Here is a 25,354-nt window from a genome sequence, read left to right as displayed (position 1 = left end):
CAACGTTAATGACAACATGGCGCACATAGCGGTTTTCGTCCTGCCGGAACGGGGTCACGTGTACCCCGTTCTCGGGCTGCTCGCCGAGCTCGTGCGCCGCGGCCACCGCGTCAGTTGCCCGGTCACCGACCGATTCACCGACGCGGTCCGCAGCACGGGCGCGTGCCCGGTCCGGTACGAGTCGACGATCCCCGAGATGCTGCCGCCATCGCTCTACGACGCGGCCCGGCTCGTCTACGAGGAGACGGTGACCACGCTTCCCGTGCTCGGCAAGGCTTTCGAGCACGACCTGCCGGACATGGTGTTGTGGGACATCGGCTCCTGGGCGGGCGCGCTCATCGCCCGCCGCCACGACGTGCCGGACATCCAGCTCGCCACGATTCTGAGCAGCAACCAGGTGTGGTCGCTCGGTCAGGCCGGCGTACCGGTGGACTGGGGCAAACCCGAGGTCATGACGTTCTTCACCGACGTGCACGCGCTCGTCGGCGGGCCGCTGCCCGAGTTCATGTCGTTGTCGCGCCGCAGGATCGCGTTGTTCCCGCGCGAGTTCCAGTACGAGGGCGACTCGTTCGACGACCGCTTCGCGTTCGTCGGGCCGTGCGTCGGCGACCGCGGCTTCCAGGGCTCGTGGACCCCGCGCAACGGCGGCGATCCGGTCGTACTGGCGTCGCTCGGCGGGTTCGAACACGAGTGCGTTGGCGCCGTGGAAGGCATGCCGTGGCACATGGTCGTCGTCGGCCGCCCACCCATGATCGTGCCGCCGAACGTCGAGGTGCACGCGTGCGTGCCGCAGGTCGACGTGCTCGCGCACGCCGGCGTGTTCCTCACCAACGGCGGCATGAGCGGGGTGATGGAGGCGCTGGTGCACGGCGTGCCGATGATCGTCGTGCCGCGCATGGCGGACCAGGCCCTCAACGGCATGCGCGTCGAGGAGCTCGGGCTCGGCGTGTTGCTCGATCCCGACGCGGTGAGCGCGGAAAGCCTGCGATCCTTGGCGCACCAGGTGATGGCCGACCCGGCGATCACCGCGCGCCTCAAGGACATGCAGGCGATGATCCAACTGGCCGGCGGCGCATCAGCGGCAGCGGAAGTGATCGAGGCCGAGCTCCGGTGAGGGAGGAGTGGCTCGCGGCGGGCGGTTCCGAGGACGGCGCTGACGAGCTGGAACAGCGTTACGCCGAGCCACATCGCAAGTACCACAACGCGGACCACGTGAACGCCGTGCTGCGCGACGTGACGTTGCTCGTCGAGGACCTCGGCCTGGGGATCGTGGATTTCGCGGTGCTCGTGCTGGCCGCGTGTGCGCACGACGTGATCTACGACGGCAAGCCGGGCGACGACGAGCGGGCCAGCGCGGCCTGGGCGCGCGAGCACGTACCCGCGTGGGCCGCGGACCGCGTCGAGCACATCGTGCTGGCCACGATCACGCACTCGTCGGAAGACCCGGTGGCGCAGGCGTTTCTGGACGCCGACCTCGCGATCCTCGCGGCGGACCGCGACGAGTACGACCGGTATGCGAGCGCCGTACGCGAGGAGTACTCGATGTACGACGACGAGGCCTGGCGCACCGGCCGCGGGAACGTCCTGCGGCGCCTGCTCGCCCGCGACCCGATCTACCAGACCGAGGCCGCCCGGACGCGCTGGGAACAGCGCGCCCGAGCGAACCTCGAACGCGAGCTCAGGAGCTGTACAGCGTCCGGGTAGCGGTCGTGAAGCGGCGCAACGTCCCTGGGATCGGATCGATCCCGATGCCCGGCCCGGTCGGCACGATCTGGTACCCGTCGACCAGCTCGAACGGTTCGGTGATGTCCTCGGCGAAGTAGCGCTTCGACGCCGAGACGTCGCCGGGCAGCACGAAACCGGGCAGCGCGGCGAGCGCCAGGTTCGGCCCGCGCCCGACGCCGGTCTCCAGCATTCCGCCGCACCACACGGGAATCCCGTGCGCCACCGCGACGTCGTGAATCCGTCGCGCTTCGAGATACCCGCCGACGCGCGCCGGTTTGATGTTCACGACGCGGCACGCGTCGAGCGCGATGGCCGTCGCCGCGTCCTTCGCCGACGTGATCGACTCGTCGAGACAGATCGGCGTGCGAACCCGTTGCGCCAGCAGCGAATGCCCGCGGATGTCGTCCTCCGCGAGCGGCTGCTCGATGAGCAACAGGTCGAACTCGTCCAGCCGCCGCAGGTGTTCGGCGTCCGCCAGCGTGTACGCGGTGTTCGCGTCGACCTGCAACAGGATGTCGCCGAACCGTTGCCGCACCTCGCGAACGGGCTCCACGTCCCAGCCCGGCTCGATCTTGAGCTTGATCCGCAGATATCCCTCGGCGAGGTAGCCCTCGACGTCTTCGATCAACGCCTTGATCGAGTCCTTGATGCCGACCGACACCCCGGACGGCACGCGATCCTTTGTGGCACCGAGGAAAGCACCGATCGGCATGCCGTACGAGCGCAGCTCGGCGTCGAGGATCGCGGTCTCCAGCGTGGCCTTGGCGAGCTTGTGTCCCTTGATCGCCTCGGTCAGCGGCGCGACCTGGGCCGAGGTGATCTCGGGGGTCACGCGCGGCACCAGGTGGTCCGCGAGCACGATCTCCGCCGCGGCGACGAACTCCGAGCAGTACAACGGTTCCGGGTCCGCCGCGAACTCCGCCCAGCCCTCCGCGACGTCGGTGACGACGCGCAGCAGGAACGTGTCCTTCGTCGTCATCGTGCCGAACGAGGTGCGAAACGGCGACACCAGCGGGATCGCGACGTGCAGCAGCTCGATGCGTTCGATCTTCACTTGCGCTCCAACCGGTACCAGCTCGCCCTGGACATCGATGTCGCGACGTACCCCTCGGCGAACGCCTCGGTCAGCACATCGCGCACGGCCTTGCGCCACGCGAGCGCGGCCTCCCGGTCCTCGCCGCGCAGGGTGACCACATCGGACGGCACGCGGCACCAGATCGTCTCGCCGTCGGTGACCTCCAACGGCCCGCCGTCCGGTGCCACGCGCAGGGTCTGCCCGGTCGGACCACCCAGGGGTTCGGGCCGCGGCTTGGCGGTGAGGTCCCAGCTGACGGTCAGCCGGTCGCTCTCGTCGCCGTCGTTGACGCCGTCGTTCATCGGCCCGTAGAAGTCCACTGTGTACTCGGTGACGACGGCGCCGAGCTTGACGAGGTTGAACCGCGCGTTGCGCGACACCAGCGGGTCGTAGGTCCAGCGCATCGTCGTCGCGCCCGCGGCCAGCGCCCAGTCCCGCTGCGCGAGCTTCAACGGCAGCCCGACGCCGGGTTGCGCGGCCGCGATCATCGAGTACACCGATCTGTCCGCGGGTGGCCCAAAGACCGCGACGGTCGCCCCGACCAGCCGGTCGTGCTCGAACCCGCCGATCACCGCCCCTCCCGCGTGCCGGATGCAGTGCAGCGTCTCCGACGACAGCACCGACTCCGTGGTGTTCCAGACCTCCGAGAAGTACGCGGCGACGCGGGCGATCCCCGCGACGTCACGTACCTCGGCGAACTCGACGCTCACACATTCGCCTTCCTGATCCCGTACCCGAAGTAGATGACGAACCCGACGAGCATCCACAGCAGGAACGCCACCCACGTGATCGCACCAAGACTGAACATCATGTAGACGCAGAACGCCACACCCAGCAACGGCGTGATCGGCGAGAACGGCACCCGGAACCCGCGCGGCGCGTCCGGCCTGGTCCGCCGCAGGATGATCACCGCCACGTTGACCAGTCCGAACGCGAACAGCGTGCCGATGCTCGTCGCGTCCGCCAACGCCCCCAACGGCACCAGCGCGGCCAGCACGCCGATGAACAGCCCCACGATGATCGTGTTCGCGAACGGCACACCCGTGTTCGGGCTCAGCCGCGCGAACAACGACGGCATCAACCCGTCGCGCGCCATGGAGTAAAGGATGCGCGTCTGTCCGTAGAGGACGGTCAGTACGACGCTGGTCGTCGCCACGACCGCGCCGACAGACAGCAGGATCGGCCAGATCGAGCCGCTCACGTTGTCCGTGAGAACGCGGCTCAGGGCCGCCTCGGAGCCCTCGAACTGCTGCCACGGCATCGCGCCGACGGCCGCGAGCGCCACCGCGCAGTACAGCGCGGTGATCACGACGAGGCTGAGGATGATCGCCCTGGGAAGGTCTTTCTGAGGGTTCTTCGCCTCTTCGCCCGCGGTGGACGCCGCGTCGAACCCGATGTAGGAGAAGAACAACGTCGCCGCACCCGCGCTCATGCCGGCGAGGCCGAGCGGGAAGAACGGCTTCAGGTTGCCGGCCTTGAACGCCGTGAACGCCACCGCGCAGAAGATCACCAGGGCGCCGACCTTGATGAACACCAGGATCGTGTTCGTCCGCGCGCTGCCCTTCGCACCGCCCAGCAGGACGAGCATCGAGATGACCACGATCAGCACCGCGGGGATGTTCACCACGCCGCCCGCACCCGGCGGCTGGCTCAACGCGTCCGGGATCCGGAAGTGGAAGAGCAGGTCCAGCAGCTCGTTCACGTACTGGCCCCAGCCCACCGCGACGGCGGCGACGGATACGCCGTACTCGAGGATCAGGCACCAGCCGCACACCCACGCGACCAGTTCGCCGAGCGTGGCGTAGGTATAGGAGTAGCTGGAGCCGCTGGCGGGAATCAGGCCGGCCAGTTCGGCGTAGCTCAACGCGCTGAACAGAGCGGTGAAGCCGGCCAGCACGAACGACAGCACGATCGCCGGCCCCGCGGCGGGAACCGCCTGCCCCAGCACCACGAAGATGCCGGTGCCCAGCGTGGCCCCGATGCTGATCATCGTGAGGTGGCCGACCCCGAGACTCCGGTGCATCCCACTACCAGGATGCGTCAGCTGCTCAATCGGCTTCCGCCGCAACACCCGCGCCCGCACGCCCAGTCCGCTGCTCATCAGGTCAACCTAACCCCTACAGATTGACCTATCGGCCACCTATACCCCGATGGCTCATGCTCCTTGGGGAGGACTTGAGGTTGCAGGGAGAGGGACTTGGGAGAGCAAGAAAGGGGCGAGATGAAGGAGGAGGAGGGGCGGAAGGGGTGAGGGGCAAGGGCTTCGCTTCGCTCGCCGTTGCGTTTCGTAGTTGGTCCTGGTCCCGTGGCTCGCCTTCGGCATCGTGATCACTCGCCGCCCCGAATCGCGCTGCGCGCGTTACGGGCGCCGAGCGAAGCATGCGGACGAGAGGAACCACCGGAGGAACCCACCGGGGGTCCGGGGGCTTGCCCCCGGCGCGGGGTCTGGGGGCTCGGCCCCCAGAAAACACCCGAAACGAATGGGGGCGAGCGCTCTCCGCGAGCACTCGCCCCCCATGAGTGGACCTCATTAGCCCTTACTCGAACCGCACAGACCTGCTGTTCGAGCTTGAGACGGTGATCAGGAAGCTCACTGGGGTAGGCGGCTTGGACAGTGGACAGCGGCTCAGTGTGCAGTCAGATGAGCACGTGGCGCAGCGGACGACATTCGGGGAACGGCTGGGTGAGGACGGGGTCGCGGAGCTGGCGGCTGCGTACCTAGACGGAGCGACACAGTCAGAACTAGCGCAGCGCTACGGAACAGGAGAGAAGACGATCAGGCGGCTCCTGCGGGAGATCGGTGCGCGGAAGCGACGGCCACGCGCGGCGTAGCGTCAATGGTCGAAACACAGACAGCCGGGCTGCGCCACGGTAGCCGGGCTGTCTGTTACATGCTATTGACATTCGACAGAGAATACGTTTGATCATACAATATCCACAGATGCCATCAATGCCTGCAAATTTTGATCCAGAAGAGACACGCCAAGCGTGGCTACGCCACGGCCTAGGTGAGCTTGACTTCTGGCTTCAGCACATGGATACAAAACTTGCGAGACTGAAGAGCGAAGCACGCGCAGGCAGGTATCACTATCTCGAAGAAGCGGAGCTGATATTTTGGCACTCCGCCCTCCTTAACCGCCTGGCCCACATAAGCAAGAAGAGCGTGAAGCCCCTGGGTATTGACGATACTCTTGTACCCTGGCTTGCCAGAAAAACCGGTTGGCCAAAAGCTGTCGCCGACGCGTTTTGGTACTGCGCACGAAATCCCGTCGTGCACGTCGGCCGCGCTTGGGTAATGGCCGATTATGGGCGAACTCTGGACGGAGCCGTACTAAAAGCAGGATTCAGACCTGACATTCTCGACGAGACTCCGGCCACGGAGATGCCCGAACCCAACGGAACGGGATGGTACATGATTGATTGCCGCGACATTGAAAGCGAGATCACCATATACTTCGACTTCACAGGCCTGAGGGTGGCAGCCGAAGAAGTACTAGCGAAAGTCAAAGATCAGGTCCGCGAGATGACGCCAGGGGAGTTGAATAAACTTCGCAGCGTCAACGAACGGATTCCATTCCTATATACGAATCCGGAGAGCGAAGCGCAAGATAGCTCTCCGACTGAGGGTTAGTCGGCAATCATCTTAGCTGCGTCCTGACCTGTCTCCCGGACCCAATCATCATTCGGCCCCATGCCACGGGCATAGATACGGTTGATATGGTCGCGGATGATGCGAGTACCGTCATCGGCCACTTGGACTTCAACGGCGGAACCAGCTGCGGCATCGGGCTGCCAGCCGTCCATGTTGAGAGCACCGCTCTTCCGCCAAATTTCCCCGGCGTAGTTGCGAACGACTCGCAGGCCGCCGTTGGTGGCTATTTCTGCTGCTCCGCCTGGATTCGACTCTCTAACCCAGTCACCCTCTTTCCGGGTATAGACTTCATCAATGTAGTTGCGGATCATAAGGGTGCCGTCGCTCCCGACTTCCAGCTCACGGGCGGAGTATTCATTTGTGGCCGCATACCAATAGCCATTAGTGATGGAGCCGCTACGGATCTGGATTTGATCGGCATAGTTGCGGAGGGCCATCACGCCACCGTTGGTTTCGATGTCCTGGGCAGCCCCTTCGTCGGCAATCTTTACCCAGTCGGCTTCACCATACTTCTTGGCGTAGATACGGCTGGCAAAGTCCCGCAGCATCATGGTGCCGTCGCTACCCATTTCGATTTCAACGGCTGAAGGCTCTTGGGTCTCCATACGCCAGCCCTCTTTCCCGAGTGTGTTGCGTGACCAGACACGACCTGCGTGGTCAAGTACGAGTTGCACCCCACCGCCGGTTGCAACGTCTTTGGCACCGCCTGCATTGGTTTCTTCTACCCAGCCTTGCTCTCCAATGGTGTCACGGGCTTGGACTCGATCGAGGCCATCGAGGAGCATGTGGGTTTTGGCGGGATTGGAACCACCGTTACCTGAACCGTTATTCAAGTCTGCACCGTTGATACCCTTGCCAGCACCGTTAAGATCGAGGAAAGTGTCCCACTTCTTGCCTGATCCACGCGGATATGTACCATCGGCGGCACGATTATATGTGTTGAGCTGATACTCTCCGTTTCCACCTTTGTTGTACTCAGAAACAGTTATGGAAGTTACGACTCCCTGCGCGTTCTTAACGTAACCCTCTACAACACCTACATGACCATAAGGCGCGGTGGTCTCGCTCTGCGCTATGTCACCAGGTTCGGGCGTGGTGGCGTCCTTGTCCCATGATGAGGGAGCATTGTTATCCCAGCTGGCGGCGTTCCCCAGCCCGGCAGGTACGCCCTTTCCTGAAAGTTGGGGTGCTCGCCATGCAGCCCAGTCAGTGCAGTTTTTATAGTCGTAGCCGCGGGGACTCCACTGTTCACCATTGCCGAAACTACCGTTATTGTTTTCATCTTTGCACCACGAATACTTATCAAACATCGCTGAACAGTCGGCAGCGTCCGAGTCTGGATAGCCTCCCGTTTCAGCGACGGCACTCGGCGGGTTAGCGACCGATTCGACGGTGATTACACTCGTGGCAATACCGATAGCAGCTATAGCTCGAACAGCCAGATTCTTGCCAGCATCGAGAACGGATTGAAAGCGGGCGTGTGAGGCAACATCCAATTGCGACATCAGTTGATCGACAGGATGAGATTCAGGATTAGTAGACAAGTTGTGCTCCTTGCCCACCCCCTAGTTATTTTGCTTCTTATTTCTTCTATTGGCGCGGTACGGCTTCGAGGCGGGTTAGCGACGTCAAAAGAGCGAACCCAGCGTCAAGTTCCAACTGTTGGCTCGCCTCGGTAGGAGAGCACGAACCTCTGGATCTTCCAACGTAATACCAGTAGTCCCCAACGTGGGGCACAGTCGAGTTATAGACTCCGGCTTCGTCAGCGGGAAGTGGTTGACTCTCCCTTGAGAGAACAACTCCGATACCACCAGATTGCCCGGTGCTATTAACGCCAGCCGCATGAAGCTTGCAGTTACTATCCGGCAAGTTTGCAATCTTTCCAACTTCAAACCAGGCGGCTTGTGCGCCATCGCTCTTGTAGGTCTCAATGCCGTACTTAACGTCGCCTCGTTGGCTTTCAGGTAATGGGAACCTCACGCCCCACTCAGAGATGACGAGATACTTTCCACCTTCCGTGGGATCAGCAGGCTTCTGCTCATCGGGTTTAGGTTGGTCTTGGTTCTGCGCAGTTTGGCCGGTTGGCTTGGTGTCGTCTTTCTTGCTCTTGTTCCAGACGTACCAGCCTGCGAACGCAACGACGGCTATAACCAGGATAATTGCAACTACCCCGATAGCGCCGAATCCCTTTTGTGACTGTGTTTTCGACATAGATTGTCTCGTTTAGGTTGATCTATGCCGAATTATGCAGGAACTACACGATTTTCTGCAAGCGCAAAGCTGTGCCGATCAAGATTGCGTGCCGACTCCCAGAGGAATGCGAGACACTTCCTCGTACCGATACACGCGGTCTTCAAGTCGCAATTCCACCAGCGAAGCCGCGGTGACTTTCGTAGGAGCCGTTCCGAACGTACGCAGCTCATTCATAAGCGGGAGGAGGCCAGCCAGGGGTACATCCGCATTACTGTAGGCAATGCTGATGTGCGGCCTGAAACGCTCGGTATCGAGCCGATCGGCGCTACCGAGCTGTTCGCTCGTGACAGCACTCAAGCGGCGGTGTAGTTCGAGCAACGGCGACCACGGCGCAACCGAGTAGCGCAGTGCGCCGCGTGAACCGGTCAGCGGCCCTACGGTGAGATCAAAGGCGGGCAGCGTGGCACAACTGGCCTGCGCTGCCTCTGCAAGCCGCGCAATCGTCGGACGGTCAATCTCGTCAGTAAAGGCAATCCGCCCGATGGTCATATGGACGAGGTCAAGCGGGATGAGATCGAACTCGGGTCGGTCGATGTTGGCTTGGCATTTCGCGGCCAGCTCCCGCACATCGGGCGCATCGTGAAACGACAGCATCCAGTGATACGTCCGACGCGGAACCGTCCAGGTGGCGCGGCTCCAGTGGTTCTGCATGTGTCCGGCGCTGCGGAACGCCTCCCAGTCATGGGCCTGGATAACCGTAGGGTCATCGAGACTGGCAGGGGGCTGCGCCGGAAACGTCACCGACCGATCTCCTTTGGTTTATGCCACTCGCGTACTGCGTCCAGAAAGTTCACGCTTGCGTGGCCCCAGCCGCGTTGGTGCAGGCTCATTGCCAGCTCACGCGCCCGAGAGCCGACCGAAGCAATCGGCTTGGCGGCCGACATCTCCAGGGCCTCCATGCCGACGGCTGCCGCGTGCTCCAGATCAGCACGGGCGCTCATCGTCAGGGCGGTTGCCTCGTCCAGGCTGACGAGCGATCGGCTCCAGTCGGATTGGGACGCGGCCACGATCGGCCGGAGTTCCTGGGTCAATTCGAGCACCCGCGCGTAGTCGCCAACGGCCAGATACGCCGTCGCAGCGTTCGAGGCAGTACGCGCCCAACCGTACGGTTCGAGGTCGATGCAGGAGCCCATGCCGGCTGGGCCGTTTGCCCTGGTAGCGAGGTCGAGCGCTTCGCTGACCGCCCGTTCGACCGTTCGCCGATCGCCGAGCTTTCCAGCCGCCCGCGCGACGCCGTTCGACAGTAGCCGGATGCGCTGCGAGTCCGATCCGGCGATCTCAACACCAGCCTCGGCCAGAACCAAGGCCTCCCGGTACTGCTTGCGGTAGTAGGCCGTGAAGCTCTGTGTGCCCTTAACCCATGCAAGCATCCCGTTGTCGCCGAGCGCCGTTGCCAGCAAGCCCGCTTCAAGCGCGAAGTGATCGGCGTCGGCATACCGACTGAGGTTCACCGCCATGTAGGCCAGCAAGGCGGCCTGCTGCGCACTGAGCTTTGTCAGCGCTGCGCGGTCGGCTTCTTCGATGCGCTTACCGAGCTCCTGGTTGAGCTGCCGCAGGCTGAACAGCTCCGGGGCAAGACGCTGCGGCCCTTCCAGCTCGTAGCGCTGGATGATCCCCCTGGTGTACTCGGCGGCGGTGGTGAGCGTCTGGGCTGGGCCAAGCACGTCGATGAGTCCAGCGAGCGACTGACCGGGTGCAGAAACTCCATGCGCAGTAAATGGCTCGTCTCCCCCGAGTGGCACCGTTCGCCAGGTCTCTAGGCGCTCATGGACAGCGGCCAGTTCAACCATCTTGGCTTGGTGCAGGTGAGCTTGCCGCTGCGCCTCGAACTCCTGGAACGCAGCGAGTAGTGCGCCGTCTGCCTGACAGGCTTCATCGGCACGCGCCCACAAGTCTTCGTCGGCACGGCCGCGCCCGATCTCCAGGTGGGCGAGGGTCGTCCGGTGGCAGTGCACGGCTGCCCCAAGTTGGGCCTGCGTGAGCTTGGCGGCCTTGCGGAACCCGGCGAGTCGCTTACCGAGGGTGCGGCGCAGCTCCGCGATTGCTGCCGCTTCCCGCGTCATGTCGTTCACCCGTCCAGTGTCGCCGCGATTGCTCCCCCAGAAGCGTAGTCGCAGGTGGCGGTCTGTGTGGCAATGCGTCGCCACACACTTACCCACAGTCCGAGGGCCGGGCTTGAGTGGGTTTCAGGCACCTGGACGTTGGCGGCACCCCGACCGGGGCGCGGGCGGGGCTTCTCTCCCTCGACCCTTGCCCGCACAACCCCCGAAAAGCCCTGGCGTTCAGGTGCCGCCCATGCCCGCCACGCTGACGACAGAGGTAGCGCTGTGATGCCGTTCCCGGCCGACCCAACAACCGGCGGACTGCTCCAGAAGGTGATGTACGGCTACATCCGCATGGAAGAGCCGGACGAGATCGAGATTGCCTTGCTGCGTAAGCAGATGGCGGTGGTGGCAGCCGCGCACGGGTGTTGGCTGGGTGCGGTCTTCATAGATCGCCAGGTGCCCGCTGACACCGTGGCGCGGATGGGGTTCACGGCCCTGGTCGACGTGCTGTCGTTCCCGGACACGTTCGGCGTGGTCGTGCCGACGCTCGACGACCTGTCGACCGAGAGCGGCCTCCGGAACGTACTGAAAGACCGCATCACGAGCGCCGCGTGCAAGCTGTTCGTCATCAGCGGGAACGGCGTGTCGGCGTGATCCGCATCGTCCCTACGCTCACACGGCGGTTGCCTCCTGGTACGGAAGTCTTCGGCTACGTACGGGTGTCAGCCGACCAACTCGGCTCGGTGCCTGACGCACGGTTGGCGCTCAAGCGCTGGGCAGTCGAGCACCGATTGGTGCTTGGCACCGTGTGCGCTGACACCGGCGTACAGGCTCCGCTTCGACGTCCGGGATTTCACGCCTTGCATCGGCTCGTGAGCATCCATCGCCCCGCAGGCGTTGTCATGCCGTCACTTGGGCACCTCTCGGGCTATCACGGTGAGGTGCTGGGCGCTGCGGTGCTCCTGCGGCAACAGGGCTGTCTGCTGTTCGTCGTGCAGCCGAGCATTGCGGATATTCGGGACGCTCACACGACGCCAACACTCCCGTGGTAGCCGGGTTATGGCGCGTGCAGCGAAGCCCAAGAAGCCACCCGCAGAGGACCTGTCGGCGGTGACGGTGCAACTCACCGCCGCCGAGCTGGCGGCGATCAGCCGGGCGGCCGTCGTGGTGACCGCGTCCGGCGAACCGGCCTTTATCAACGCGGCTGAGAGCGCCCTCCGCAAGCTGCGTGAAGCGGCGGCCAGACATCCAGATTCCCCGATAGCAACGCTTGGACAGACACGATGAGCGGACGATCTGCGGCGGCTGTCCAGCCTGTCGAGTCGGCGAACCGACGATGCACAGCCAAGCATGACGGCTGCCGACCGGGAGCCGTTCCGGTGGCCGAGCTGCTTGAGCGCGAGGCAAATGCTGGGCACTCGCTCCGCCTGCACTGGCGAACGCAAGACCTTGACGCACAAGGGATTGCGCGCCAACGCGACGATGACGACTGGCCGACAGGAATCATGCCGACGATCCCCGCCATGCGCGGCGAAGAGGTCACCGCGGATTCGGCCGGCGAGCTGCCCCAGCGACCACGAAACACCGTCTTTCCGGAGCCTGACGAGACAAACGAACCGCTGTGGTTTCAACGTGATCCGCTCGTGTTGAGCCAGGTGCTCAACGGGCTGCGGAAGCTGGCTTAGACCGGCACGCGGTAGGTCGGTAGCTCTTCTTCGAGCCAGGCCGGATCGAACGCCAACCCCGTGACGCGTTCGACGGCTTCGAGGCTCGCAGACTTCAAGCGCTCCAGGGGAAAGTCTTCCGGCTCCACCCAACCGGGAAGCATGTCATTCGCTCCGGCGGGCAGCCCGATGAACGTCGGGTCAAAGCGGCCGGTGATCTGGCCGTCCGTGGCTTGTACGAACTGGTGGCCGCTCGGACTCCAGTACAGCGAGAGGAACAACCCCTCGGGGCTCGAAAGCTTGCGGGCTACCTCTGGGGCGTTGCCGACCCAGCCGTTCGGCTCGATCACGAGTGCGTAGTCCAGGTGGCGCTTCACCTGGATGAGAGCAAACGCGTCTTCGTGCTCGCTGCGCAGCTCGAACGCCGCATCGAACGTCAGCGACTCGGGCGCGTCGTTAGTAACGCCGTATGCGTCGCGCAACTCGTCGTCCGTCCGGCCCTGGACGACCGCTAGCGACCAGGCGAGGTCATAGGCCGCGTCCGCCCAGGCGTAGTCACTCACACGAGGCATTGTGCCTGATCCTCCGCGATGTCATCGCCCGTGAAGGCAGTTGGGGCGATCTTGTCCGGGTTCGAGATCACCACGAGGAACTGATCTCCCTGCCCAATCTTGGCCTTGGAGTAGCCGCCTGCAATCGCACCGCCCTGGCAGCGCTGTTCGCGGAGCGGCACTTCCTCGATGCGGGAACCGTTGCCGCCCTCGTCGGTGGTGGCAAAGGCGTACTCATCACAACTGCCGCCGTACTTCGGCACGAAGCTGCCGCAGGCCGCTGCGCGGTTGGTGGCCTGCTTGGCAGAGTTGCGGGTCAGCACGGCGGGGATGCCCTGGCCCCAGGCGAGTTGAATGTTGCGACCGATGAACGACATCCGCTTGGCGTCGATGACCAGAATCTTGAGATCCCCACAGCGGCGGTCGTTCAGCACCTGGGCGGCCGTGCAGGTCTTCGTTTTGCCGTGACCGTCCGGCGACGTGACGTACTCCGAGGCCGGTTCATCGCCGATGCCGAGCAAGTCCTTGCCGGTGTCGATGACCGTGTTCGCGCCGAAGACCGCCATGAGACCGACGACGATCACGACGGGCCAGAAGAGGCCAGTTCCAGACTTGGTGCGTGCCATCTGCCTTCGCGTCCCCCTGCTACTGACTGTCGCTGTGCTGGCACGGCGAGTTGTAGCAGTGGTTCGGGCACGAACTGTGCTGCTCGGTCGGAGGTACGCCCGGATGGAGCAGCGGAAATAGGGTTTCGGGGTCTTCAAGCAACCCTAAGTAGAAACGAATCAGCTACGAGCTAGTCAGATTTTGGGCGTAGTGCCCGGTCGCGGCCGAGAAAGTCTTTACCAGGCGGAAAGTCGCTGGGCAGTGATGCCGGGTCTACTTGCTCCCAATAACCGCGCGCAACGTCCGGATGATACTTCACGTCGAGAATCGGCAATCGCTCACCCGTGAACGGGTCGACTGCGTACGATCCATCTTCGTACTGCACGTATTCATCCGGCAGGTGTTGCCAGATCATCTCTTTTGCATCGCGTCGCGCACCCTCGCTCGGCTCATAGAGCCTGGTACGGAGGATGTGGGACACGGCCGGCGTGGCCGAACTGCTGAGTCGTTGCAGGTTATCTACAAAGCCTGTCAGCCTGCCCAGAAGTTCAGCGCTATCATCAATTCGAAGATAGTTAATCCGGGCGTTCAGGATGCCAAGACGCAGCGCATTGGCCAGGTTTAGAACACATTGCGTGCGCGAGGTGATGAGTCCTGCCGGGCCGATGCGCATCGCTAGGTCCAGGTACGCACGGTCAATGAGACCGTTGTAGAGATCGTACTTCTCGGGGCTTTCCTCCTCGAACCGCAGGAGGCTGAGCATTTCCGTGTGCTGCTCGTGCGAAAGGGCCAGATCGAATCGTCCAGCGCGCTCCGCGGCTTCGGAGATTTTCACCACGAGCGGCAAAGCTGGCGCCATCGCTCGATACATTTCGAGAACGGTCTTGTGTACCTGCGCAACGCCAAAGTACCCGGCTTCAGTCTGCGCAAGTCGGATGGCCGCGTCTTCTTGCTTTTTCCGGCCGTAGCTGCCGTAGCGCTTGACGGCAAGCGAAGCGTGGTCAATGTCGGCGTCCGGCGTGTCCGAATCCAGGTCAAAGCGCGTGCGGAGTCCGGCCATGACTGCACGTCGGTTCGGGAAAGTCTGGGCCTGCAAGATGCGCTCGGGTGTGGACTCCTTGATGAAAGCCGGTTGCGGGAGTGGCGGGAGTGGTGTTGTGGGCGGGAGCTTCTGCGCTGGCTTGGGGGCGGGCGGGGTTTCTGGAACGTCGGCTGGCGCTGCTGTTGCGTCCTGGGTAATAACGGGCTGGTAGTCGGGTGCGGTTAGTTGGTCAACGATTATCCCGATTGCTTCCGCAAGGTAACGACGCGCGGTGCTTACAGACATCCTCACGTGCCTAGGCGCTGCATCTTGTAGCCAAAGACGCCGCTGGTCGAGTCCGGTCTCATGCAAAGCTTGCGATCCAGTCAGGTTGAAACTGATCCATACGGCGCTATTGAATTTTTCGCCTCGTGCAAGTGTTTCCAGATGAACCTTAAGGTTCGCAGCCACAGTTCTACGCGCGAACTCTGCGCTACTTAGGTTAATTCCCCATTTCCGCTGAAGCGGGGCCAGTTTTTCCTTGAAGAGGGACACCAGGTCGTCACGCTGCACGCCGCGTCCCTGGGCAAGTTCAGTCAGGCACGCGCGCAGTACGTCAGCCTCAGAAGTTTGCAAGTCCCTCCTTCCATCTGCCGGACGCACATCATACGCCAGCGGGTTCACCTACGACGCCGGAAATGTTATAACTAGTGCAGTAAGTAGGATAAACGCAAGTGCCCGAAAGACGTCGTGGACAAGAACCAGAGATTCAAGGCGTAGATGTCTATGGTGAGCCATTGGATAGCAGCGACGCGCGAATGCGCGCCATATGGGATCAGCATCTCCTTGAGAAGGCCAAAGAAGAACCCGGCGTCGATGTCGTGGCCAAATATGGCACTGGCGAAACGATCGACGAGTATCAGTCAGGGCTGAGTGAGACACTTGCTCGCGAACGGCTAGCACGACTCCTCGAAGCCGACGCCGCCGCCGAGGCCGCACAGCGGATCATCGGGGATACCCCAGGCCCTGGCGACATACCTCCGCCTCCAGGTGAGGCAGGCCCCATGCCTCCTGCGCAACCCGAGTAGCCCCGCTACGGCACTGTTCAAGCTGTTCACTCTACTGTTCAGTTCCCGCGCACTCCAACGCCGCAACCTGCGCAGACGCGCTGTGCACGTGCTGTTCTGCTGTTCATTTGCTCGACCTCCCAATTTCCCTCGTGCAATCTGGGATGCGTCAGGGCAATCGCCCGGCACTCCCCATCGGATGATTCTTCTCCGGGGAGTTGTCGTTTGGTAACTCCATATAAGGAAAGCTATGCGCCAAGGTATCGGGGCAATTCTGTTCCGTGTAGCCGCGGTGGCGGGCGTGCTCGTTGTGGTGGGCATTGTGCTCAAATTGCTGGTGGCAATCTTGACGCCGGTGCTTCCTGAGTCCATGAACCGTGACCTGTTGGCTGGCTGGGATCTGCTGTACGGCTACGTCGCATCGGCGATGCCGGCCATGATGGCGGGAGTCATTCTCATTTCACTGCTCTGGGTCATCTCGAACCGGCGGCAGTGATTCTTTTTCCTTCTCGAACCTCGGAGGGAGGTTTGTCATGTTCGTGTTCTTCGTGAAGGTGTTCTTCTGCTTTTTCGTCGTTCTGGTCGCCGTGCAGCTCATGTACGAGGTGGCCGTCTTCGTCGCACCGTTCGTCATCGCGCTCGTCCTGATCGGCGTGGCCATCTGGGTTGTGCGGCTCGTTCGCAAGCGCCTGGCCTGAGAGGAGACGTACCGATGCAAGACCAGGAACCGGCCCCCGATGGGCTGGACGCGCTCCAGGCCGCAGTCACCGAGCTGCGGGACGGGCAGGATGAGCTGCTGCGGATGTACGAGGAACTGCGGGAGCTGTACCCGCAGAACTGCCGCTGTGCGCTCCAGGCTGAACGGGCACGGGCGACGGCTTTGGCCGCTGACCCGCTTGCGTGGGAGTTCGCGCGTGAGGACTACGTGCCGGGCGAATAGTCGTTCCATATCCCGCGTACGGCGCGAGTGACCGATCATCTCTGTCATTCGCGCCGTTGTCGATTCTACCGCTTGACCCTTGCCTGTAGGCAAGGCATAAGAACAAATAAGGGCCTTGCCTGCGGGCAAGGTCACTGACTTATCAACGGCAAGCGCGAGGGCAACGGATGGGAGATTGGTATATACGAATTACAGGGTCGCGGCGCAAGGAGATTGACTTGGATCTCTTAGCGCAGGCCGTGATCGCTTTAGGCGAGCAGATACACGGCGAGGAACAAACTCGTGGCGATGAGTGCCACGAGCACGACGGAACTGAGGAGGAGGCGTCATGATGATGGCATTCCTACTCGTGCTGCTGGGAACGATCCCCATGCTCGCTATCGTGGCCGCACGTCGGCTTGAAGCGATGAGCTGGCGAAGATCCTTGGTGGCCTATCGGCTACAGCCATCGTCAAAGCTCACCGCTGAGCAGGTCGGTTCATGGCTCGGGCATATCGCAGCTATAACCCATCCGACGCGGCTGGCACTCCTGCCTTTACCGCCTGTCTGTGTAGAGGTTTCGAGCACCGCGGCCGGCATCGCCATATATGTGCTCGTCACCAAGGGCAATGAGGCCAGGATTCTGGCTGGTATCCAGGCGACCATGCCCGGCACGGCTGTAATAGAGGCTGCGGACTATCTCAATGAGCGTCCGGCGTTCAACGTCGCGGGAGAAGCACGGATCACTAACTTGCGGCGTCCACTTGCTGACGTTCGCGCCGAGGTCACAAACGCAGCCCTGATTTCATCACTTCAGCCTGTATCCGGTGATGCGGTGATCCGTATGCAGTGGATAGTGACCAGCGGAGGCACGCCGCGCCCAGTTTCGACACCAAACGCTGTCGCGAATGCATCGCCCGCCTGGATGTGGGAGAACGCATCACCACATGACGCGGAAGCAGTCAAAGCGGCACGTCTGAAGTCACGCGAACCGCATCTGCTGGCAGTGGCACGTATTGGCGTGGCCGCGCCAAGCAGCGCGCAAGCACACGCGTTGTTCGGTAGGGTGTGGAGCAATCTGCACGGCCTGAACAACCCTGGCGTACAGCTCGTGCGGCGGTGGCTCCCAACTACGACTGTGGCGCAGCGACTGACTGAGCGAGCAGTGCCGCTCATCCATTGGCCGGTGCTGCTGCGAACCAGTGAAGCGGCTGGCCTCGTCGGCCTGCCCGTCTCCGGCCTGGTGCTGCCGGGCATGGCTCCGAGTCCTGCGCGACAACTGCCGCCAGGGCCACAGGTACCAAGTGGCGGCAACGTGCTCGGGGTGTCGAACTACCTCGGACTCACCAACCGCCGCATTGGGCTGCGGCCGAATGATCGGCTGCGACACATGTCGGTGATTGCGCCGACCGGTGCGGGCAAGAGTTGGTTGCTGGCACGTATGGCGTTGCAGGACATCAAGGCTGGTTTCGGCACGGTCGTCATCGACCCGAAAGGCGACCTGATAACGGACATCCTCGGCCGGATAGATCCAGCCGACACCGACCGGGTGGTCATGATCGACGCGAGCCAGCGTAACCAGCCCATCGGGCTGAACATCCTCGGCGGTGCGCACGATGAAACGAGCCGTGAGCTCCTGGCCGACAACGTGCTTGGGGTCTTCCGCTCGATCTGGTCGGACTTCTGGGGGCCCCGAAGCGACAGCCTGTGTCGTGCTGCGTTGAACACCCTTGTGCACGCACGTGGCGTGGATGGGTCAGCGTTGACGCTGTGCGAGTTGGTGCCGCTCCTCACCGAGCCGTCCTTCCGACGTTTCGTCGTCCGCCAGGCTGGGGTACCCGATACCGCACGGGCCTACTGGCAGCGGTTCGAGGCACTGTCCGAAGGGGAGCGACAACAGGTCATCAATCCCTTGCTGCACAAGGTTGAGGCGTTCACAAGTCGAACGCCAATCCGCCTCATGCTTGGGCAGACAACCGGCTTCGACTTCCGCGACGTCTTCACGAAGCGGAAAGTCGTCTTGGTCTCGCTGGCCAAGGGCAGCATCGGTACCGAGACCGCGAATCTGCTGGGATCGCTGTTGGTCATGCTGTTGTGGCAGGCAACGCTGTCACGCACAGCCGTGCCCCAGGAAGCACGGCGACCAGTCTTCGCCTACATCGACGAAGCACCTGACCTGATGCGCTTGCCGGTGCCGCTGAGCGAGATGCTTAGCCAGGCGCGCGGCTTGGGCCTCGGGATCACCTTGGCCACGCAGTTCATCGACCAGGTGCCGCAGGCCATCAGGACGGCCTTGCTCGGAACGGTGCGCAGCCAGCTCGTGTTCGCGGTCGAGCGCGACGATGCGACCGCCCTTGCATCCCGGTTCGCCCCGCTGAGTGCTGATGAGCTTCAAGGCTTGCAGCCTTACGAGGCTGCGCTGAGGCCATGCGTCAACGGAGTCACGGTGTCCCCGGTGACGCTCACAACGCTGCCCCTGGAGAAGCCGCTCCGAGACGCGTCCGAGCTGGCCGCCCACAGCAGGGACAGGCACGGCATGGAAAGGACGGCTGTAGAAGCCGGACTGCGAGCACGAACAGCAGCAACCGGCAGTACGTCACCGGTCGGCCGCCGCATCCGCGGAGGTGGATCATGACCGCTGTTGGTATCGGTGTTGTCCTCGGTGTTGGTGCCGCTGGGAACCTCGTTGGCTGGACGCCACTGGTCAGGGGCACGATCAGCTGGATAGCGCCAGGGACACTCTGGGGTTCCCCATGAGTACTTACACGAGCGGGGGCCGCCAGCCTCAGCGCGTACGACATGCCCACGTCGCCTGGCTCTCCGAGCACCTGGCCGGCCGCGATCATCGGATCATGGCTGACCTGCACGCCGTCCGTCTCCTGACCAGCGCCCATATTGAACGGCTTCACTTTTCTGAATTGACTGGCAAAAGCCGTTCTGTTGTTCGTGCTCGTGTACTCAAGCGTTTGGCAGATTGGCGCGTCATTGTTCCTTTTGATCGCCGCGTTGGCGGTGCGCGACGCGGTTCCGCGCAAATGATTTGGGCGTTGGATTCTGCCGGACTCGCTCTCATGTCCAGCCTATCAAAGGCTGACAAGGTTCGCGAGGGAAGAATGCGGCGGCCTGCGCTGCCCGGTGAGCGATTCTTGCAACATTCGCTCACCGTGTCGGAGCTGTACGTGCAGTGCATTGAAGCGCAACGGGCAGGACTATTTGAGCTGAGTGGATTTCTTGCTGAACCTGCGGCCTGGCTTCGGGACGGATTAGGCGGTTGGCTTAAGCCGGACGCGTATGTGGTCGCCGGTCGTGGCGAGATTGAAGACCACTGGGCCGTTGAAGTCGATAAGGCTACCGAGCATTTGCCGACCATCCGGCGCAAGCTGGACACCTACATAGACTTCATGCGTCGCGGTCAGCTCGGGCGCGACGACGTCATGCCCCGTGTTCTCTTCACAGTGCCGAACGAGCAGCGACGGCAGGATATTGCCGCACTCGTGAACGGCCTACCGGATACGTCCGGGGCACTGTTCCGGGTAGCGCTCGAATCGGACGCCGTGAAACTCGTTGCGAACGAGCTTTCGGCGTGAATGTTGCCGATTCTACGGCGTTATGAACCTTGCCTGTAGGCAAGGGTTGGCGGATAATGGAGGGCAGTAGCAGGAGGAAAATGGAATGAGTGAAGACCACTCGATAGCACTGGGTGAGTATCTGCGGGCAGCGCGTGAGACAGCCAAGCTGTCAGGTGAGGAACTTGCTCGCCGCATGGGAATCACCGGCGGCTACCTGAATCGCCTGGAACGCGGAGAGCGTAGCAAGCCAACACCCGAGATGATGCAACGGTTCGTAGACGAACTCGGACTTGATCCGGCCGAAGCATTCGCCTTTATCGGCGTGAAACCGGCTGCGGTGATGCCTACGAGACGGGCATTCTTCCGCAGTACATACGGCGTGAGCGACGCAGAAGCAGACGAGATCATCAGCAGGATTGAACAGTACATAAAAGCGAAAGATAAGGAGGGAGCCAATGGCAACAACAACCAAGAAAGCGGTCAATGAGCTAATCACGTCGTTGCGCTCGCTCGCACCAAAGCGCGCGATCAGCTACGGAGAAGCGATACAGGTAGCGCGTCTGCAAGCGGCTCGATTTCGCCGATGGGCGGAAGCTGACCAGCCAGACATAAACCTCATCTGGCTGATCGAGCAACGCGCCGTACCCGTGCACTTCGTCCCGGCCCATAAGCTCAGCGAAGAGAGCGGACTGACCACGAATGCGGTCGGGGGTAAGGTTCAGGTCTTCATCAACCAGAACGAACCGCTTACGCGGCAACGGTTTTCGCTGCTCCACGAGTTCAAGCACGTGCTTGACTTCACCGATGGCGATCACCTGTACGAACGGCTTGGCAGCGGCGACCAGAAGCGCAAAGAACTGCAAATGGAACTGATCTGCAACCACTTTGCTGCGCACGTCTTGATGCCTACTGCGCTCGTCAAGTCGCATTGGTTTGCAACGCAGAACGTTGACCTAATGGCCGGACTGTTCAATGTGTCGCCAGAGGCAATGAGCAAGCGGTTACGGGATCTGGGGCTGATCGAGCGTCCCGAAGAGAAGCCACGCACGTATTTCCGGCAAGCAGGTGCAGCATTGGGCGACGCGCTGTGCTGCGCGGCCTAGAACCTAGGAGGGAGGGGTTATGCGATCAACGAAAGTGGACGTGACAAGCGTTGCGGTTGGCGTTAGCTATCTACGCGTCAGCTCTAAGCGTCAGATGGATACGGCGTCGGACGTCGACCGCGACGGCAATTCGATCGCGACACAGCGGGAGCACACGGGCGCAAAGGCAACTGCCATGCGTGTGCCGGTCGTCAAAGAGTTCATAGAGCCGGGTAAGTCTGCGCAAAGCATCGCCAAGCGCAAGGTCTTCAAGGAGCTGCTGGCCTATCTCAAGGAACACCCAGAAGTCCGCTACGTTTTCATCTACATGCGGTCACGGGCGTTCAGGAACTACACCGATGCCGCAATCACTAAGCGGCAGCTTGCTGAGATGGGCGTCAAGCTCATTTCAGCCAAGGAAGATTTCGGTGAAGGCATCATGGCTGACGCTATGGAGGCTGTCACTGACATCATGAACGAAGTGCAAGTGCGGCTCAGTGGGCAGGACATCTCAACCAAGATGCTGCACAAAGCACAGAATGGCGGCACGAACGGCGTTGCCAAACTCGGCTACTTGAATGGCATTAAGTTTGTCGAAGGGCGGCGAGTCAACACCATCGTCAAGGACGAAGAACGCGCGCCGTTCGTGGTCATGGCGTTCGAGCTGTTCGCGACTGGTCGCTACCCGAACATTGTCACCCTGCAAGACAAGCTGACGACTGCCGGGCTGCGGATGCCTCGTACTGGCAAGCCGATTTCCGAACAGACGCTCTACAAGCTGTTGCGGGACAAGTACTACCTCGGCAACGTCATCTACAAGGGCATTGAGTACGAGAATGGGCGACACGAACGCCTAATCTCCGATGAGCTGTTTGAGAGAGTGCAACGCATCTTGGATGCACACTCAGGAACCGGGACTAGGCAGCACAGCCACCCGCACTACCTCAAAGGGCTGATGCGCTGCTTCCGCTGCCGCCGTCAGTTCACGGTGCAGCGAACGAAGAACCGTCACGGCACGGTGTACTACTACTTCTTCTGCATGGGACGACAGGACGGTGAGTGCAACCAGCCGTACATCCCCGTGGAGCTGATGGAAGCAGCCGTCGCTGACCACTACCGCCGTGCCGTGTGGCTAAGCACTGAAGAGCTGTCGGCCGCGCGCCTGATCGTGGACGCGTCGGCCACGGATGGCCAAGCGCTGACGGCAGCACTCCGAGAGCAGCTTGAGAAGCGCTCGGACAAGCTGGACGCCAAGGAGAGCTACTTCCTCGACCTGGCCGCAGAGGAAGGGTGGCCGAAAGACAAGCTGCGAGAGAAGATCGGCACGCTCCGCACCGAGCGCGAGACGATCTCACGACAGCTCGAACAGGACGGCAGCGGCCTGGCTACTGGCCGGAACGTCCTGCACCGGGCGCTTGACCTCCTGGAGCGTCCAGAGGCGGCCTACCGGGCGGGCAATGAGACCGTGCGGAGCCTCATGAACAAGGTCTTCTTCACGCGGCTGTACGCCGATGGCAAGAAGGCGGCCGTTCTCGAACACGCGCTACAGGAGCCGTTCGACGGCATCCTGTCCGCTGAGTACCGCCTATACAGCAGGGGCGATGAGGCACGGAGCTACCACCGGCGCAGCCTGGTGGTGGACATGGAAAGAGCCACCGTGCCTTGCGGCACCGGTGGCTCTGACCTGGGTGTAACCCTCGCAGACGCACTAGAGCGTTTCCTTGCGGACAAGGGTTCTAGTAAGCCTGCTGTGGTGGAGGTGCCGGGAATCGAACCCGGGTCCTCTGGCGTCTCAGCAAGGCTTCTCCGTGCGCAGTCCGCTATGTCTCTGCTTGACCCCACCAATCACGCGGACTAGCTGGTGTGACGGGCCCAGTCGCTGTGAGTGTCCCGAACAGTCCCCGCGACCGGAACTGCTGGTAAGCCCTCTAGCTGATGCCGGCTACTGGACCGAAGGCACTTCCAGGCCGACAGCGTTGCTACTCGCCTCAGGCGGCGAGAGCGAACGCGCGCTTGTCGTTAGACGTGGCGCTTATTGGTTTGCGATGACGCTTGCGGTGGTCTCTCGCCTGCACCGGCACGCTTCCCTTGCATCAACGTCCACAGTCGAAACCGTTCACCCCCGTTGTGTTGGTACCGCCTAGCATAACGACGGGGGCCAACGAGTTCATTCCCAGTGCCGGTAGGGCTGTCCCCACCCTCTGCACGCTGGTTGGCCGCATGGTCTCTGACCAGCTACAACGCCATGCTTGGACCCATGACGAAACCGAACCCGCTCGCAGCCGGCCTGTATCTGCTGCTCAACCTGGCCTCCGGCATCTTCTGGTTCGTCCTGCTGGTGACTCTGGTGGCCGTGGGACTGGGCCTGGCGCCGCTGGGGATCGGTCTGGTGCTGCTCTACGGGACGGTCGAGCTCACGCGCGGGGCGGCGAAGCTGGAGCGGGCGTGGGTGCGGTCTGCGCTTAAAGTCGACATCGCGACACCGCCGCTACCTGCGGAAACGACGGGCCTCCGGGGTGCGCGGCAGAAGGCGTTGGACCCGGCCGTGTGGCGGTCGTTCCTGTACTTCGTCCTGTTGCTGCCGGTCGGGGCGCTGGAGTTCAGTGCGGTCGTGGCCATCTGGTCGGTCATCGCGACCCTCGTCGGAGTGCCGTTCTGGATCGAGTACTCGATGTTCGACATCGTCATCTCCGGGTGGGTGATCGACTCGTTCGTGACGGCGTTGCCGCTGGCCGCGCTGGGTCTGCTGCTGGTTCCGCTGGGCATTTACGCCACGCGGGCGCTGGGTATGGCGCACGGGCGGTTCGCGCACGCTCTGCTCGGGCCGAGCCGGGCCGAGCTGCTGAGTGTCGAGGCGGAACGACTGCAGTCCAGCCGGGCGCGGGGCGTCGAGGCGGCCGAGGCCGAGCGGCGGCGCATCGAGCGGGATCTGCACGACGGGGCTCAGCAGCGGCTCGTGGCGGTGGCCATGGGGCTGGGACGCGCGAAGTCGAAGATGGGGAGCGACCCCGAAACAGCCAAGAAACTGCTGGAAGAGGCGCATGCGGACGCCAAACTGGCGATCAAGGAGCTGCGGGACCTGGCGCGGGGTATCTACCCGAGCGTTCTGGGTGACCGAGGGCTGGACCCGGCCCTGAGTGCGCTGGCGGCGCGGTGCCCGATCGAGGTGGAACTGCAGGTGGACGTGGAGCCGCGGCCGCCGACGAGCGTCGAGAGCGCGGCCTACTTCACGGTCGCCGAGGCGTTGACCAACATCACCAAGCACTCGAACGGGACCAGGGCCACGGTCAAGGTCAACCGAACCGAGACCGGGGTGCTGGTCGAAGTAACCGACAACGGCCAGGGTGGGGCGACGTTGCGGCCGGGCGGCGGGCTCGCGGGTCTCGCGGACCGGGCCGCCACGATCGACGGTGTTGTTGTGGTCGTCAGCCCCGAGGGCGGGCCGACCGTGATTCGAGCGGAGTTGCCGTGCGCGTGGTGATCGCCGAGGACTCGGTCCTCCTCCGGGAGGGCGTCCAGCGCCTGCTGGCCGACGAGGGCATCGAGACGGTCGCGGCCGTCGAGAACGGGGACGACCTGCTCGACGCGGTCGCCGAGCACGAGCCCGACCTGTGTGTCGTCGACGTGCGGATGCCGCCCACGTTCACCGACGAGGGGTTGCGCGCGGCGATCGAGGCGCGCAAGCGCACGCCGAACCTGCCGGTGCTCGTGCTCTCCCAGTACGTCGAGGAGCGGTACGCGGTCGAGCTGCTGGCCGGCGGGGCCAGCGGGGTCGGGTACCTGCTGAAGGAACGCGTCGCGGACGTCGCCGAGTTCGTCGAGGCGGTGCGCCGCGTCGCCGACGGCGGCACCAGCATCGACCACGAGGTGATCACACAGCTCATGGTGCGCAGCAAGAAGAGCCCGGTCGACTCGCTGACCCCGCGCGAACGCGAGGTGCTCAGCCTGATGGCGCAGGGCCTGTCGAACGCGGCGATCGCGTCGTCGCTGGTCGTGTCGGACGGCGCGGTGGAGAAGCACGTCGGCAACATCTTCGCCAAGCTCGGCCTCGAGCCGAGCAACTCCGAGCACCGCCGGGTCCGCGCCGTCCTGGCCTACCTCAACCTGGGCTGACGCTATGGGGGG

Annotated in this window: 27 protein-coding genes, 1 other RNA gene and 1 pseudogene; 17 read left to right on the top strand and 12 right to left on the bottom strand. The window is 63.0% G+C overall.

Features of this window, described 5'->3' with window-relative positions; genetic code table 11:
• The first annotated feature begins 16 nt into the window (after positions 1–16).
• Both QSK35_RS14775 and QSK35_RS14770 read left to right on the top strand, forming a co-directional pair.
• Positions 17–1,114: a macrolide family glycosyltransferase gene (locus QSK35_RS14775; RefSeq protein ID WP_285746299.1), complete on the top strand. Its 1,098-nt coding sequence runs from the start codon at positions 17–19 to the stop codon at positions 1,112–1,114.
• Positions 1,111–1,704, top strand: coding sequence for an HD domain-containing protein (locus QSK35_RS14770; protein WP_285746297.1), 594 nt, complete (start codon positions 1,111–1,113; stop codon positions 1,702–1,704). The genes QSK35_RS14775 and QSK35_RS14770 overlap by 4 nt, the downstream gene beginning before the upstream one ends.
• Here QSK35_RS14770 and menC read toward each other — a convergent pair.
• The 3 genes from menC to QSK35_RS14755 are packed head-to-tail and all read right to left on the bottom strand — an operon-like array spanning position 1,679 to position 4,889.
• Entirely contained in the window at positions 1,679–2,779 is a 1,101-nt protein-coding gene (menC, locus tag QSK35_RS14765) for an o-succinylbenzoate synthase (protein WP_285746295.1), read from the bottom strand. The two genes, QSK35_RS14770 and menC, sit on opposite strands and share 26 nt — an antisense overlap.
• On the bottom strand, positions 2,776–3,510 hold the full coding sequence (locus QSK35_RS14760; RefSeq protein ID WP_285746293.1) for a hypothetical protein: 735 nt from the start codon (positions 3,508–3,510) through the stop codon (positions 2,776–2,778). Before QSK35_RS14760 ends, menC begins: the two co-directional genes overlap by 4 nt.
• Complete coding sequence (locus QSK35_RS14755) at positions 3,507–4,889, bottom strand: amino acid permease (protein ID WP_502881661.1); 1,383 nt, start codon at positions 4,887–4,889, stop codon at positions 3,507–3,509. Before QSK35_RS14755 ends, QSK35_RS14760 begins: the two co-directional genes overlap by 4 nt.
• An 852-nt stretch (positions 4,890–5,741) precedes the next feature.
• On the opposite strand from QSK35_RS14755, the gene QSK35_RS14750 reads away from it, so the two are divergent.
• Positions 5,742–6,431, top strand: coding sequence for a hypothetical protein (locus QSK35_RS14750; RefSeq protein ID WP_285746289.1), 690 nt, complete (start codon positions 5,742–5,744; stop codon positions 6,429–6,431).
• Here the strand turns inward: QSK35_RS14750 and QSK35_RS14745 are convergent.
• From QSK35_RS14745 to QSK35_RS14730, 4 genes are all read right to left on the bottom strand, one after another.
• Complete coding sequence (locus QSK35_RS14745) at positions 6,428–8,014, bottom strand: CHAP domain-containing protein (RefSeq protein ID WP_285746287.1); 1,587 nt, start codon at positions 8,012–8,014, stop codon at positions 6,428–6,430. The two genes, QSK35_RS14750 and QSK35_RS14745, sit on opposite strands and share 4 nt — an antisense overlap.
• 28 nt (positions 8,015–8,042) lie before the next feature.
• Positions 8,043–8,663: a hypothetical protein gene (locus tag QSK35_RS14740; RefSeq protein WP_285746285.1), complete on the bottom strand. Its 621-nt coding sequence runs from the start codon at positions 8,661–8,663 to the stop codon at positions 8,043–8,045.
• Positions 8,664–8,741: 78 nt separating this feature from the next.
• A complete protein-coding gene (locus QSK35_RS14735; RefSeq protein WP_285746283.1) occupies positions 8,742–9,446 on the bottom strand; it encodes a 2'-5' RNA ligase family protein in 705 nt (234 codons plus the stop codon).
• Entirely contained in the window at positions 9,443–10,768 is a 1,326-nt protein-coding gene (locus QSK35_RS14730; RefSeq protein WP_285746946.1) for a helix-turn-helix domain-containing protein, read from the bottom strand. The genes QSK35_RS14735 and QSK35_RS14730 overlap by 4 nt, the downstream gene beginning before the upstream one ends.
• Before the next feature lie 267 nt (positions 10,769–11,035).
• Between QSK35_RS14730 and QSK35_RS14725 the strand changes: the two genes are divergently transcribed.
• The 4 genes from QSK35_RS14725 to QSK35_RS14715 all read left to right on the top strand — a co-directional run bounded on the left by QSK35_RS14725 (position 11,036) and on the right by QSK35_RS14715 (position 12,435).
• Positions 11,036–11,404 carry a recombinase family protein gene (locus QSK35_RS14725; protein ID WP_285746281.1) on the top strand — a complete coding sequence of 123 codons (369 nt, stop codon included), beginning with the start codon at positions 11,036–11,038 and terminating at the stop codon, positions 11,402–11,404.
• Positions 11,362–11,802, top strand: a complete 441-nt coding sequence (locus tag QSK35_RS42725) for a recombinase family protein (RefSeq protein WP_352243876.1) — start codon at positions 11,362–11,364, stop codon at positions 11,800–11,802. The genes QSK35_RS14725 and QSK35_RS42725 overlap by 43 nt, the downstream gene beginning before the upstream one ends.
• 58 nt (positions 11,803–11,860) lie before the next feature.
• Positions 11,861–12,037, top strand: coding sequence for a hypothetical protein (locus QSK35_RS14720; RefSeq protein ID WP_285746279.1), 177 nt, complete (start codon positions 11,861–11,863; stop codon positions 12,035–12,037).
• Positions 12,038–12,129: 92 nt separating this feature from the next.
• On the top strand, positions 12,130–12,435 hold the full coding sequence (locus tag QSK35_RS14715) for a hypothetical protein (protein WP_285746276.1): 306 nt from the start codon (positions 12,130–12,132) through the stop codon (positions 12,433–12,435).
• On the opposite strand, the gene QSK35_RS14710 is transcribed toward QSK35_RS14715, so the two are convergent.
• From QSK35_RS14710 to QSK35_RS14700, 3 genes are all read right to left on the bottom strand, one after another.
• Positions 12,432–12,977 carry a DUF6461 domain-containing protein gene (locus tag QSK35_RS14710; protein WP_285746274.1) on the bottom strand — a complete coding sequence of 182 codons (546 nt, stop codon included), beginning with the start codon at positions 12,975–12,977 and terminating at the stop codon, positions 12,432–12,434. The genes QSK35_RS14715 and QSK35_RS14710 overlap by 4 nt on opposite strands.
• On the bottom strand, positions 12,974–13,591 hold the full coding sequence (locus tag QSK35_RS14705; RefSeq protein ID WP_285746272.1) for a NucA/NucB deoxyribonuclease domain-containing protein: 618 nt from the start codon (positions 13,589–13,591) through the stop codon (positions 12,974–12,976). The genes QSK35_RS14710 and QSK35_RS14705 overlap by 4 nt, the downstream gene beginning before the upstream one ends.
• A gap of 170 nt (positions 13,592–13,761) precedes the next feature.
• Positions 13,762–15,165 carry a hypothetical protein gene (locus QSK35_RS14700; protein ID WP_285746271.1) on the bottom strand — a complete coding sequence of 468 codons (1,404 nt, stop codon included), beginning with the start codon at positions 15,163–15,165 and terminating at the stop codon, positions 13,762–13,764.
• A 744-nt stretch (positions 15,166–15,909) separates the two neighbouring features.
• Between QSK35_RS14700 and QSK35_RS14695 the strand changes: the two genes are divergently transcribed.
• The 8 genes and pseudogenes from QSK35_RS14695 to QSK35_RS42720 all read left to right on the top strand — a co-directional run.
• Positions 15,910–16,155, top strand: a complete 246-nt coding sequence (locus QSK35_RS14695) for a hypothetical protein (RefSeq protein WP_285746269.1) — start codon at positions 15,910–15,912, stop codon at positions 16,153–16,155.
• Between the two features lie 37 nt (positions 16,156–16,192).
• The gene (locus QSK35_RS14690; protein WP_285746267.1) at positions 16,193–16,357 is read left to right on the top strand and encodes a hypothetical protein; all 165 of its coding nucleotides are present in this window, start codon (positions 16,193–16,195) and stop codon (positions 16,355–16,357) included.
• A gap of 14 nt (positions 16,358–16,371) precedes the next feature.
• The gene (locus tag QSK35_RS14685; protein WP_285746265.1) at positions 16,372–16,599 is read left to right on the top strand and encodes a hypothetical protein; all 228 of its coding nucleotides are present in this window, start codon (positions 16,372–16,374) and stop codon (positions 16,597–16,599) included.
• Between the two features lie 328 nt (positions 16,600–16,927).
• Complete coding sequence (locus QSK35_RS14680) at positions 16,928–19,213, top strand: type IV secretory system conjugative DNA transfer family protein (RefSeq protein ID WP_285746263.1); 2,286 nt, start codon at positions 16,928–16,930, stop codon at positions 19,211–19,213.
• 217 nt (positions 19,214–19,430) lie between these two features.
• Positions 19,431–20,165, top strand: a complete 735-nt coding sequence (locus QSK35_RS14675) for a replication-relaxation family protein (protein ID WP_285746261.1) — start codon at positions 19,431–19,433, stop codon at positions 20,163–20,165.
• 85 nt (positions 20,166–20,250) lie between these two features.
• Complete coding sequence (locus tag QSK35_RS14670; protein ID WP_285746259.1) at positions 20,251–20,634, top strand: helix-turn-helix domain-containing protein; 384 nt, start codon at positions 20,251–20,253, stop codon at positions 20,632–20,634.
• Complete coding sequence (locus QSK35_RS14665) at positions 20,603–21,250, top strand: ImmA/IrrE family metallo-endopeptidase (RefSeq protein ID WP_285746258.1); 648 nt, start codon at positions 20,603–20,605, stop codon at positions 21,248–21,250. Before QSK35_RS14670 ends, QSK35_RS14665 begins: the two co-directional genes overlap by 32 nt.
• A gap of 19 nt (positions 21,251–21,269) precedes the next feature.
• Positions 21,270–22,337 (top strand): annotated as a pseudogene (locus tag QSK35_RS42720) (recombinase family protein); the annotation flags it as partial.
• A gap of 243 nt (positions 22,338–22,580) precedes the next feature.
• Here QSK35_RS42720 and QSK35_RS14655 read toward each other — a convergent pair.
• Both QSK35_RS14655 and ssrA read right to left on the bottom strand, forming a co-directional pair.
• Complete coding sequence (locus QSK35_RS14655; RefSeq protein WP_285746253.1) at positions 22,581–22,769, bottom strand: hypothetical protein; 189 nt, start codon at positions 22,767–22,769, stop codon at positions 22,581–22,583.
• 211 nt (positions 22,770–22,980) lie between these two features.
• Positions 22,981–23,353: a transfer-messenger RNA gene (gene ssrA / locus QSK35_RS14650) on the bottom strand.
• Positions 23,354–23,486: 133 nt separating this feature from the next.
• Here ssrA and QSK35_RS14645 point away from each other — a divergent pair.
• Together QSK35_RS14645 and QSK35_RS14640 are read left to right on the top strand one after the other, a co-directional pair.
• Positions 23,487–24,710 carry a sensor histidine kinase gene (locus QSK35_RS14645; protein WP_285746251.1) on the top strand — a complete coding sequence of 408 codons (1,224 nt, stop codon included), beginning with the start codon at positions 23,487–23,489 and terminating at the stop codon, positions 24,708–24,710.
• Complete coding sequence (locus QSK35_RS14640; RefSeq protein WP_285746249.1) at positions 24,698–25,342, top strand: response regulator transcription factor; 645 nt, start codon at positions 24,698–24,700, stop codon at positions 25,340–25,342. The genes QSK35_RS14645 and QSK35_RS14640 overlap by 13 nt, the downstream gene beginning before the upstream one ends.
• The last annotated feature ends 12 nt before the right edge of the window (positions 25,343–25,354 follow it).

Source organism: Lentzea sp. NBRC 105346 (genome assembly GCF_030269605.1).
Classification (GTDB): Bacteria; Actinomycetota; Actinomycetes; order Mycobacteriales; family Pseudonocardiaceae; genus Lentzea.
The sequence above is the reverse complement of the archived record's forward strand: the minus strand, read 5'-3'. Positions and strand labels throughout refer to the sequence as shown.

Coding starts and splice junctions, on each gene's coding strand:
- QSK35_RS14645 (WP_285746251.1), top strand. CDS start 23,487: ATGACGAAACCGAACCCGCTCGCAGCCGGCCTGTATCTGCTGCTCAAC.
- QSK35_RS14730 (WP_285746946.1), bottom strand. CDS start 10,768: ATGACGCGGGAAGCGGCAGCAATCGCGGAGCTGCGCCGCACCCTCGGT.
- QSK35_RS14695 (WP_285746269.1), top strand. CDS start 15,910: ATGCGCCAAGGTATCGGGGCAATTCTGTTCCGTGTAGCCGCGGTGGCG.
- QSK35_RS14680 (WP_285746263.1), top strand. CDS start 16,928: ATGATGATGGCATTCCTACTCGTGCTGCTGGGAACGATCCCCATGCTC.
- QSK35_RS14750 (WP_285746289.1), top strand. CDS start 5,742: ATGCCATCAATGCCTGCAAATTTTGATCCAGAAGAGACACGCCAAGCG.
- QSK35_RS14775 (WP_285746299.1), top strand. CDS start 17: ATGGCGCACATAGCGGTTTTCGTCCTGCCGGAACGGGGTCACGTGTAC.
- QSK35_RS14725 (WP_285746281.1), top strand. CDS start 11,036: ATGCCGTTCCCGGCCGACCCAACAACCGGCGGACTGCTCCAGAAGGTG.
- QSK35_RS14665 (WP_285746258.1), top strand. CDS start 20,603: ATGGCAACAACAACCAAGAAAGCGGTCAATGAGCTAATCACGTCGTTG.
- QSK35_RS14690 (WP_285746267.1), top strand. CDS start 16,193: ATGTTCGTGTTCTTCGTGAAGGTGTTCTTCTGCTTTTTCGTCGTTCTG.
- QSK35_RS14670 (WP_285746259.1), top strand. CDS start 20,251: ATGAGTGAAGACCACTCGATAGCACTGGGTGAGTATCTGCGGGCAGCG.
- QSK35_RS14675 (WP_285746261.1), top strand. CDS start 19,431: ATGGCTGACCTGCACGCCGTCCGTCTCCTGACCAGCGCCCATATTGAA.
- QSK35_RS14705 (WP_285746272.1), bottom strand. CDS start 13,591: ATGGCACGCACCAAGTCTGGAACTGGCCTCTTCTGGCCCGTCGTGATC.
- QSK35_RS14685 (WP_285746265.1), top strand. CDS start 16,372: ATGCAAGACCAGGAACCGGCCCCCGATGGGCTGGACGCGCTCCAGGCC.
- QSK35_RS14740 (WP_285746285.1), bottom strand. CDS start 8,663: ATGTCGAAAACACAGTCACAAAAGGGATTCGGCGCTATCGGGGTAGTT.